The following is a 9,826-nucleotide window of genomic DNA, read 5'->3' on the forward strand; positions in this document are numbered from 1 at the left end:
CGGGGTGCCGCCGGTAACAACCTTCTCCGGCACACCGGAGGTCTGGGACTTAACCAGAGCGTCAGCGGTGATGGATGCAACGTAGCCGTCCCAAGCAGAGGAGCCGCCGGTCTCACCCTTGAGTGCGTGGTCAACCCAGTCCTGAATCTCTACATCGTAAGAATCGATGAAGCGCAGGATCCAGTTGTCCTCGATCTTGGTGGAAACCTCGTTAGCGTAGCGAACGGTCGGGAAGGACGGGCACGGCAGGTTTACAACGCCGTTCTCACATACAACCTCGCAGTTGATGTCGTAGCCGAAGCCGCAGTTTACGTTTACCTCGAGCATGTTGATGATGCCGCCCTTGGTCTTCATAATCATGATCTGCGGGTCCTTCAGCGCGTTCTTAACCTTGCTGTTGGTCTTCGGCATGATGCACTGAACCTCATCCCACTCGTCGTTTACCAGCCACGGCAGAACGTCGATCTCGTGGATTGCGGTATCGGTAACAGCCATTGCGGTGGTGTAGTCATCGGCAACGCCGTCTGCACGGTGGGTACACTTGATTACCATCGGGGCACCGAACTTGCCGGAGTCGATCAGCTCCTTAACCTGACGGTAGCCGCGGTCGTAACGGCGCATGAAGCCAACCTGTACAAGGTGCTTGCCGCCTGCCATCTCGGCCTCAACGATCTCCTTGCCGTCAGCAGCGGTGTTAGCCAGCGGCTTCTCGGAGAATACCGGCTTGCCAGCCTTGATAGCTGCCAGAACCGGACCCTTGTGGAACTGACCCGGGGTGGTAACTACAACAGCGTTTACGTCCGGATCGTTGATTGCTTCGTTGAAATCGGTGTAAACCTTGGTGCCGGCGCCGGCGATCTCAGCGCCCTTCTTTGCACCTTCTTCAAATACGTCGCATACAGCAACGATGCGTGCATTGCGGATGCGGTTCTGGATACGCTCGATGTGCTCACGGCCGATCATGCCGCAGCCGATCAGTGCAATGTTCAGATTTTCCATGATAAAGCTCATCCTTTCAAAATATGCCGCTGTACGGCAGGGTTTAAGTCTAACGGATTATGTGCGAGTATTTCGGGAGCCGCAGCATTGCTGCGACCCCTGAAAACTCGGAAAGAGAAGAGAGATTGTGTGTGTCTGTTTTACGCGCGCTTTGCGTTCTTGCGCATGTCGAGTACAACCGAACCGACAATGATAACGCCCTTGACAATGTTGGTCATGTTATCGTCTACCTTCAGCATAACCAGACCGTTGTTGATAACGCCAAGGATCAGGATACCTGCCAGAACACCGGATACACGGCAGATACCGCCGGTATGAGAGGTGCCGCCTACCGTTGCTGCCGCAATCGCATCCAGCTCGTAGTTCAAACCGGAGTTTGCCGGATCCGCAGAGCCTGCGCGGCCTGCCAGCAGCATACCAGCGATAGCAGCACACAGCGAGCACCAGATGTAAACCAGAATCAGGTTCTTCTCAACATTGATACCAGCTACGCGGGCCGCCTGATCGTTGCCGCCGATAGCATATACGTTCTTACCAAAGCGTGTCTGGGTCAGCAGGAATGCCGAGATTGCGAACATTACGAAAAAAACAACGATGATGATTGGGAATACGCCGCCAATACGGTACGCACCCAGGAAACGGAACTGCTCAGACAGGTTAGAAACCGGACGGTTCGTATACATTTTAGCACCTGCACGGCAGATCAACTGTGCACCGAGAGTAGCGATAAAAGGCGGGATTTTGGTATAAGCAATGATCGCGCCGTAGATTGCGCCAATGCCTGCACCAAGTGCCAGACCAATCAGGATAACCAACGGAGCTGGCAGAGTGCCCACACCCGGCAGAATGGCATTTGCATAGCCTTCTGGCTGCACGAGCGAAGCGGTGATGCACGCAACTAACGCAGCGGATGCGCCGATCGTCAGGTCGATACCTTTAGAAAGGATTGCGAACATAACGCCAAAGGCCATGATACCCTTGACTGCCTCACCGGAGAGCAGTGTCAGCAGGTTATCCACCGAGAAAAAGCTGGGCTGTGCGATACTCATAATGATGACCAACACGATCAATACCAGCCAGATTGAATTCTGGGACAAGAATTTCTTCGTATTAAATGTTTTCTGCATACCATGTACCTTCTTTCTTATTGTTCATCCGCAGCAGGCTGATATGGTATCTCGCTGGTTGCATATTTGAGAATCAGCTCACTCGAGAAGTCTTTGCGATCCAGGATAGCGGTCATAATGCCTTCGTGCATAACTACGATACGGTCGGACATACCCATGACCTCGGGCAGCTCACTCGAAATCATGATAATGGCCTTACCCTCACCGGCAAGCTTTGTGATAAGCGAATGAATCTCTGCCTTTGCACCAACATCAATACCGCGTGTCGGTTCGTCAACGATCAGAATATCCGGATTGGTCAGCAGCCAGCGCCCAACCAGCACCTTCTGCTGATTGCCGCCCGACAGATTCTGAATGGGCGTTTCGATAGACGGCGTTTTGGTGTTGAGTTTTTTAACGTATTCTTCGGTGTCTTCGCGCATTTTCTTATGATTCAGCGGGAATCCGTACTTTTTCAGGTTTGCCAGCACCGTATTATCCTGAATGCTCAGCAAGCCGACAATACCGTTGCCGCGCCGATCCTCTGTGAGCAGGCCAATCTTGTTGGCGATCGCATCCTCAGGAGACTTGATGTGCAGTTCCTGACCGTCTTTATAGATTTTGCCGCCTGTCATATGGCGCATGCCGAAGATTGCTTCCGCCGTCTCGGTGCGGCCCGCACCGACCAGACCCGCCATACCCAGAATTTCACCACGATGCAGTTCAAACGAAACATTTTTAACTGCGCGGCCGGCAGACAAATTTTCCACTTTAAGAATGGTTTCCCCGATCGGACACTCTACCTTGGGAAACATGTTGTTCACTTCGCGTCCAACCATCAACTGAATAACCTTGTCTACATTAAGGTTTTCCGCGCGATCCGTAGCGATGTATTCGCCGTCGCGATAAACCGTGATATCGTCCGAAATCCGGAAGATTTCGTCCATTTTGTGCGAGATATAAATGATAGCAACATTTTTTTCCTTGAGTTCTGCAATAATGCGAAACAAATGCTCGACCTCTGCATCGGTCAGCGAGGACGTAGGCTCGTCCATGATAACAATACGGCTGTCATAGGATACAGCCTTGGCAATCTCAACCATCTGCATCTTTGCAACGGTCAGGTTACCCATCTTCTCATCCGGATCAACGTCCAGATTCAGCTTGTTGAACAGCTCAATGCTGTCCTGCCGCATTTTTTTATGATCGATGATCAGTCCCTTGCGCGGTGCGCGTCCCAGCCACAGGTTTTCGCAAACGCTGCGCTCGGGAACCGGAGACAGCTCCTGATGGATCATGGAAATGCCGGAATTCAGTGCCTCAAGCGTATTTTTGAACTGGATCTCCTTGCCTTCAAATACAATCTTGCCGGATGTAGGCGGATGAATGCCGATTAGACATTTCATCAAGGTAGACTTGCCTGCGCCGTTTTCGCCCATCAGCGTATGAACGGTACCGGGCCGCACCTTGAGCTGTACGCCTTTCAGTGCGCGTACACCGGGGAATTCCTTGACAATATCGGTCATTTCGAGGATATATTCTTGGCTCACTGCTTTTCACCCCATTATCTTGTTTGATTTAGGAAAGGGACATCGTTTCAATGTCCCTTTCCTCCTGACTGTGTGCTTATTCGTAATCTGCTACATTGTCCGGGGTAACAGGTTCGAACGGTACCCAGCAAATATTGCCAGTCTCATCGGTTTCATAATTCGTACCATCGTTGATTGCCTTGCCCTCGATCAGATTAACTGCAGCCTTCACAGCGCCATAGCCCTGACCGTTGGCATCCTGGAATACGGTCATCGCGAGCGTACCATCCTTGATTGCCTGAATACCATCTACCGTTGCATCGATGCCAACGATCGGGATCGAAGTCGGATCCATGCCCTTAGCCTTCAGCGCCTCTACCGCACCAAGTGCCATCGCATCGTTGTTCGCGATGATGCAGTCAAATTCGGTGTTGCCCAGCAGCGGAGAAATCATGTCCATTGCGTTTGCACGGTCATAATCTGCAACCAGCGGAGCCGCCGCCTGCGTTGCCTTGATGCCATTGTCCTCCAATGCCTTCAGTACGGAAGCGGAGCGCTGTTCAGTATGTACCAGACCCAGCGTGCCCTGCAGCATCAGATACTTAATCTCGGTCTTGCCCTTATCCTTGAAGTAATTAGCCAAAAATTCACCCTGATAGTAACCGGAGGTGTTCTCATTGGAAACAACCGCTACGGACTTGCCTGCTTCCAGAACGCTGGTATCGGACGGTGCGCGGTTAACGAAAACAACCTTCATATCACCGGCAGCCTCGATGCACTGCTGTGCCGTTGCGGCATCTACCAGATTGATCAGCACTGCGTCATCGCCTGCATTTTTAGCAGATTCGATAAACTGGAGCATCTTGCCGGTATCGTTCTGTGCGTCCTGCGAAGCGAGCGTAACGCCAAGCTCATCAGCCGCCGACTTTGAGCCAGCTTCCAACGTGCTCAGGAACTCATCACGCAGCGACATAATCAGCGTCATGCTATAGCCATCGCCCGATGCCTTGTCTCCACCCTGTGCGTTGCCATTCGAATCAGAACCGCCGCCGCAGCCTGCCAGCATGGATGCCATCATTGCCGATGCAATCAATCCTGCGAAAAGTCTTTTTTTCATTTGCTTTTACCTCATCTTTCTCAACTTTTTTCTTAGCCGTACACGTTCACATTTTTGAAAAATGCGATTTACGCTTGCCTTGATTTAGTTTTACACTCTTTTTCGATGTGCATCAACCGGCTTTTTGAATTTTCACCAAACCGCACATACGAATCCTGCGAAAACTGGTGATTCTGTCTGCACAAAATTGTGATTTTATAGGCTTTGCACAACAGAGCGGGGGAATCGCTTATGCAAAACTACCCGCCTCAGATGCAGGATCCGGCTGTTAGTTCAATCTCATAACAACTCGGTATTCGTTTCGGATTTCACGTGTTTTGCTCGTTTTATGGCGTCTACGGCAGATGTATTGTATGAAAATATGAACAAAACACGGAAGGTTCGGAAAAGAGTGCATTTTTGCGTGCACGGCTCGAATGAGAAAAATCCGTACACGTGCACAATATTGTGAATACCGCTTTATTCACTTTAGATATAGACTTATTAGGGGTATTATGTTATGCTTTAACTATAAAAACGGGAAAGAACCGTTCTGACAGAGGTGATATCATATGGCAATTACCCTGAATCAAATTGCTGAGATTTGCGGTGTGTCCCGCGGTACAGTCGATCGGGCACTCCATAATAAAGGAAATGTTCACCCTGCGGTGGCGGAGCGGATCAAGGCGGTAGCCAACGAATATGGCTACACCCCCAACCGTGCCGGACTGGCACTGTCCCGCGCATCGCATCCGATCCGCATCGGCGTGATCATTATTTCGGTGCAGACCCCGTTCATGCAGATCGTTCTGGATGCCGCCCGGCGCGAAGCCCGCCGTCTGGCTACGTTCAGCGTGGAGGTCATCTTCCGGCTGTCGCCCTCGCTTGATCCGGTCGAGCAGGTCTCGATGATCGAGGAGCTGGTCGAGCAGCATCATATCAATGCGCTGGCGATCACGCCGCTCGACTGTCTGCTGGTCGAAACCAAGATCAACGAGCTGATCGACCAACGCGGAATACCGGTCGTTATGTTTAACACCGATCTGCCCAACAGCCACCGGCTGTGCTATGTCGGGCAGGAAAACCTTTCTTCCGGCCGTACAGTGGCCGAGCTGATGCGTCTGGTGACGCGGGAGAGCGGCACGGTGGTTACGATCAGTTCGTCCTGGATGTATCACAGTGCGTTCCGCGAACGTCTGAAGGGCTTTAAGGAGGAGCTGCTTACCCCCGATTCGCCGCTTCAGCTGCGGGATGTCATGCTGCCGAACGATGACAGCAATGTGGTTTACGAGCATACGCTCCGTCTGCTGCAGGAGGTTCCCGATCTGACCGGTATCTACGCGATCACACCGGGTTATGCGGGCGTATGCAGTGCGCTGGTCGATTCCGGCCGCGCACGAGGGGTGCACCTGATCATGCACGATGAGATCCCCGCCAACCTGTACGAGCTTCGGCGCGGTGTTGCGGATTTTGTCATTGGACAGGATGCGGTGCAGCAGGGCGCACTGCCGCTGTCCCTGTTGGCTGATTACATTCAACTCAAACAGCAGCCGCCGAAGGAGTTTTACCATACCGATATTCGGGTGCTGCTGCGACACAATATCGAAAATTTGCTTTAATCCGGGTCAGGAGGTATTATGTCTGTTCCGCTTCCGGCATTTCGCCGTGTCAGACTAACGCAGCAATGTGTGATTCATCCGCAGGATAAGGGCGGCAACTATCTGCCTTGCGCCTCGGAGGATTGGGTGCTGTTTGTTTCGCTTGCTGCGGACGGGGAGCAGATCATTCTGCGAACCGAGCACCGCTGTCTGCCGATCAAACCCGGCGGCGCGCTGCTGCTGCCGCCGAATGTCTGTCACGAGCTGCCGTTCGTACAGGCACCCTGTCTGATGCTGGAATTTTCCGCCGCGGATGACGGACAGGCGATGTTTGAGTTTCCGCAGTTACAGGGAACACCGGCATGGATGTTGCTGCTGCTGCTCTACTCGGAACAGACCACGGCTGCCGCCCGGACACCGCTTTTAGATGCGCTGCTGATGCAGATGGCGCCTATGGCGCATGGCCTCGAGCTGTGTGCGCCGGATGCCGCATTCTCGCTTGCAACCGAGGTATTGCAGCATTTGAACCTGTGCTTTGCCGATGAGCTTTCGCTGACCGAGCTGACCAATCGGTTTCACGTTTCGACCAGCCACATGATCCATATGTTCAAGGCGCAGTTCGGCCTGCCGCCCATTCAGTATATGGTACGCCGCCGGATCGGGGAAGCGCAGCATCTGCTCCGCACAACGGAGGACAGTGCGGGCGATATTGGCGGTCGGGTCGGCATGATCAACCGCAATTACTTTTACCGGATGTTCAAGCGTCTGGTGGGGGTATCGCCAGTTCGATACCGCGAGGTCATTGGCGAACGCCCGGATATGCTGGCTTGAGAAAACGACTTTATGGGATCGAGAGGCTGCTCGAAAAACGATAGTTTTTCGACAGCCTCAGGCACTGTGATTTAGACACAGTGCCTTTCTTTTTGTCTGGTTGTCGGAAAATAGAAGGGGAAATTATACAGAGTTGCCATGGCGTTCCGATCCGGGTTCCGTGGTCTAAATAATCAAGACGGCGGAAACCTCTGAATCATACGCAAAACAACCGAGCGACTGCATTTTCAGCCGCTCGGTTGTTTTATCTGCATCGCTCCGCACGGATACCCTATTGTTATAGCGCCGTGCGGCGTCACGCCTGCCGCCTTTTTTTCTCCCGGATGAGCGTGGACTTGCTGATGCCGGTCAGCTTGACGACCTGCGTATACGAATGGTTTTCGAGGAGTTCCATTGCGTGGTCAAGCTGCTCGGTGTCGAACTTGGGCGGCCGACCTTCACGGAAATCGGGGTCGGTCGCGCGCGCGACCGCCTTGCCCTCCTGCGTGCGCTGCACGATCATGTCGCGCTCGAACTGCGCAAACGACAGCAGCACGTTGCGCAGCAGCGTGTTGACCGAGTCGTTGGACAGGATGCCGAGGTTCAATACGTTGATGGTGATGCCCTCGTCGATCATGTCGGTGATCATGCCGGACGCCTGCGACACCGACCGCGCCAGCCGGTCGAGCCGTGTCACGATCAGCACATCGCCACGCCGCAGCTGCGCCCGCAGCCTGTCCCATTCCGGTCGGTCCATCTTGGTGCCGGTGAACGTGTCCGTGTAGATTTTTTCCGCGCCCGCCGCCGTCAGCGCCGCCTGCTGCGCGTCCAGACTGTTGCCGTCGCGTGCCTGCGTTTTGGTGGATACTCTCGCGTAGCCGAATATCATGTAAATTCCCCCATTTTCCCGGTTTTGACACCGCGAGTTTTGAATATAGGTTTTGATACCCATATTATAGCTTATGCCACCGGGTTTTGCAACCGGTGGCAATACTTGAAGGTTTTGAGACAGACCGGCACCAACTCGTGCTCCTGCGGGGGACAGCAACTCGAGCACGATATGATCATACAGCGCACACAGGAGGACAAGGCCGTCGCGCGCGCCACCGACCCCGATTTCCGTGAGAGCCGCCCACTTAAGTTCGACACCGAACAGCTCGACTACACAATGGCGCTGCTCAGGACTGTTCCTACGCACAGGTCGTTAAGCTGGCTGGTATCCGTAAGTCTACACTCATTCGGGCAAGGAACAGGAGAAAGGAAAAATAAAGGCGTAGCTTTATAGTATTATGACTTTATTTCCAAAGCAGCGCAGCATACAGTCTTTCCGTATGCTGCGCTGCTTTAATATGGTCTCCCTTGGGCAATACCACTGTCCCGTAGCGGTACGATTGGGAACGTTGGAGCGTCAGACCCGATCGTTTTTCCAAAGAGAAATGAGATTTAACGAAGTAGCCCTGAACTGCAGATTATTCCCACAGATCCTTAGTCTTCGCGTTGTTATATACTTTATTATAACTGAAGAAATCAACGTTTTAGTGTTTCGGCACGTTTACAGCAGCTTTAACTGCCGTATGCCCTATGTTGTAGCCAAGACATGTGATATCCATGCTGAGCGGATCGTCCTTGATAATCTGTACAACGCTCATCACCACATCGTCGTTGGAGGAGAGAACAACGTCGATGTCATCCGGATGCATCTGTATTACGGATTCTATGGAGACTATTGCTTTTTCGGTCAGATTATTGCGGCACTGCATTCAACACTATTGGCTTTAACGTCTGACATAATTCTGCTGAAGTCATTGGTCAGCATTGCACTTGCTAGAGTCCTTGCTTAAAGATTTTTGCTTGATTTTATCAGATACCTGCGGTTTTCTTGATATACTCGCGTGCCATCTTGGCATACTCGAGCGGATTTGCCTTTGCCGGGTCCTGCTCAGCCTCTACGATGAACCAGCCCTCGTAGTGTGCATCGTGCAGAGCCTTGAATACGCCCGGATAGTCGACGCAGCCGTCACCCGGAATGGTGAAGCAGCCTTCCAGAACCGCCTTGCGGAACTTGAAGCCCTCGGCGTAAGCCTTTTCCATCATGTCGGGACGGATGTCCTTGAGGTGAACGTGGCCGATGCGAGGACCGAATTCCTTCGCCGCCTTTACGGCGTCCTCCTTGGAGAAGGTGAAGTGACCGGTATCAAAGCAGAGGTAAACGTAACGCGGATCGGTGTTGTCCATCAGGCGCTTGGTCTCCTCGAAGGTCTGAACGACCGTCGCCATATGGTGATGGAAGCACAGCTTGAAGCCGCGGTCAGCAGCGATCTTGCCCAGCTTGTTCAGACCGTCGCACAGCTTGTCCCACTCTTCGTCGGTGGCAACCGGCTTGTTGTTGCCGAACATCGAGCACTCCTCTGCGAACAGGCAGCGGGTCAGTTCGCATACGTTGATGCGGCTTGCGCCGACTGCCTCGAGGAAATCAAGCTGCTTGATGAATGCCTTTTCGTTCTCCTCGTACGGCGTGGAGCACAGGAAACTGGAGAACCACTGGGACGCGATCTTGATGCCGCGCAGGTCGAGTGCCTTGTTGAGCACTGCCGGGTCGGTCGGGAACTTGCCGCCTACCTCGGTGCCCTGAAAGCCGGCAAGCGCTGCTTCGGAAACCATCTGCTCGAAGGTCAGCTCGCCGCCGAG

General features: G+C 53.1%; 9 protein-coding genes. 2 read left to right on the plus strand and 7 right to left on the minus strand.

Translation table 11 applies throughout. The annotated features are described in order from the left end of the window. From PGS25_RS15020 to PGS25_RS15035, 4 genes are all read right to left on the minus strand, one after another. A partial coding sequence (locus PGS25_RS15020) for a Gfo/Idh/MocA family protein (RefSeq protein ID WP_270419347.1) occupies positions 1-999 on the minus strand: 999 nt, incomplete at its 3' end. A gap of 140 nt (positions 1,000-1,139) precedes the next feature. Continuing rightward, a complete protein-coding gene (locus PGS25_RS15025; RefSeq protein WP_117491888.1) occupies positions 1,140-2,126 on the minus strand; it encodes an ABC transporter permease in 987 nt (328 codons plus the stop codon). Positions 2,127-2,143: 17 nt separating this feature from the next. Further along, entirely contained in the window at positions 2,144-3,631 is a 1,488-nt protein-coding gene (locus PGS25_RS15030; protein WP_117491890.1) for a sugar ABC transporter ATP-binding protein, read from the minus strand. Between the two features lie 100 nt (positions 3,632-3,731). Beyond that, positions 3,732-4,751, minus strand: coding sequence for a sugar ABC transporter substrate-binding protein (locus PGS25_RS15035; protein WP_118668134.1), 1,020 nt, complete (start codon positions 4,749-4,751; stop codon positions 3,732-3,734). Positions 4,752-5,302: 551 nt separating this feature from the next. Between PGS25_RS15035 and PGS25_RS15040 the strand changes: the two genes are divergently transcribed. Together PGS25_RS15040 and PGS25_RS15045 are read left to right on the plus strand one after the other, a co-directional pair. Next, complete coding sequence (locus PGS25_RS15040; protein ID WP_270419349.1) at positions 5,303-6,349, plus strand: LacI family DNA-binding transcriptional regulator; 1,047 nt, start codon at positions 5,303-5,305, stop codon at positions 6,347-6,349. 18 nt (positions 6,350-6,367) lie between these two features. Beyond that, on the plus strand, positions 6,368-7,159 hold the full coding sequence (locus PGS25_RS15045; protein ID WP_270419351.1) for a helix-turn-helix domain-containing protein: 792 nt from the start codon (positions 6,368-6,370) through the stop codon (positions 7,157-7,159). A gap of 295 nt (positions 7,160-7,454) precedes the next feature. Here PGS25_RS15045 and PGS25_RS15050 read toward each other — a convergent pair whose 3' ends face one another. The 3 genes from PGS25_RS15050 to iolE form a co-directional block, all read right to left on the minus strand. Continuing rightward, positions 7,455-8,027 (minus strand): recombinase family protein, encoded by a 573-nt coding sequence (locus PGS25_RS15050; protein WP_270419353.1) that lies wholly within the window; start codon positions 8,025-8,027, stop codon positions 7,455-7,457. Between the two features lie 646 nt (positions 8,028-8,673). Next, positions 8,674-8,838 carry a hypothetical protein gene (locus tag PGS25_RS15055; RefSeq protein WP_158580379.1) on the minus strand — a complete coding sequence of 55 codons (165 nt, stop codon included), beginning with the start codon at positions 8,836-8,838 and terminating at the stop codon, positions 8,674-8,676. A 160-nt stretch (positions 8,839-8,998) separates the two neighbouring features. Then, positions 8,999-9,826: myo-inosose-2 dehydratase (gene iolE / locus PGS25_RS15060; RefSeq protein WP_270419356.1), on the minus strand; the 828-nt coding region annotated here is incomplete at its 5' end.

Source organism: Butyricicoccus sp. AM78-15b2TA (assembly GCF_027665985.1).
Lineage (GTDB): Bacteria > Bacillota > Clostridia > Oscillospirales > Butyricicoccaceae > Agathobaculum > Agathobaculum butyriciproducens.

Coding starts and splice junctions, on each gene's coding strand:
- PGS25_RS15025 (WP_117491888.1), bottom strand. CDS start 2,126: ATGCAGAAAACATTTAATACGAAGAAATTCTTGTCCCAGAATTCAATC.
- PGS25_RS15045 (WP_270419351.1), top strand. CDS start 6,368: ATGTCTGTTCCGCTTCCGGCATTTCGCCGTGTCAGACTAACGCAGCAA.
- PGS25_RS15030 (WP_117491890.1), bottom strand. CDS start 3,631: ATGACCGATATTGTCAAGGAATTCCCCGGTGTACGCGCACTGAAAGGC.
- PGS25_RS15035 (WP_118668134.1), bottom strand. CDS start 4,751: ATGAAAAAAAGACTTTTCGCAGGATTGATTGCATCGGCAATGATGGCA.
- PGS25_RS15055 (WP_158580379.1), bottom strand. CDS start 8,838: ATGCATCCGGATGACATCGACGTTGTTCTCTCCTCCAACGACGATGTG.
- PGS25_RS15040 (WP_270419349.1), top strand. CDS start 5,303: ATGGCAATTACCCTGAATCAAATTGCTGAGATTTGCGGTGTGTCCCGC.
- PGS25_RS15050 (WP_270419353.1), bottom strand. CDS start 8,027: ATGATATTCGGCTACGCGAGAGTATCCACCAAAACGCAGGCACGCGAC.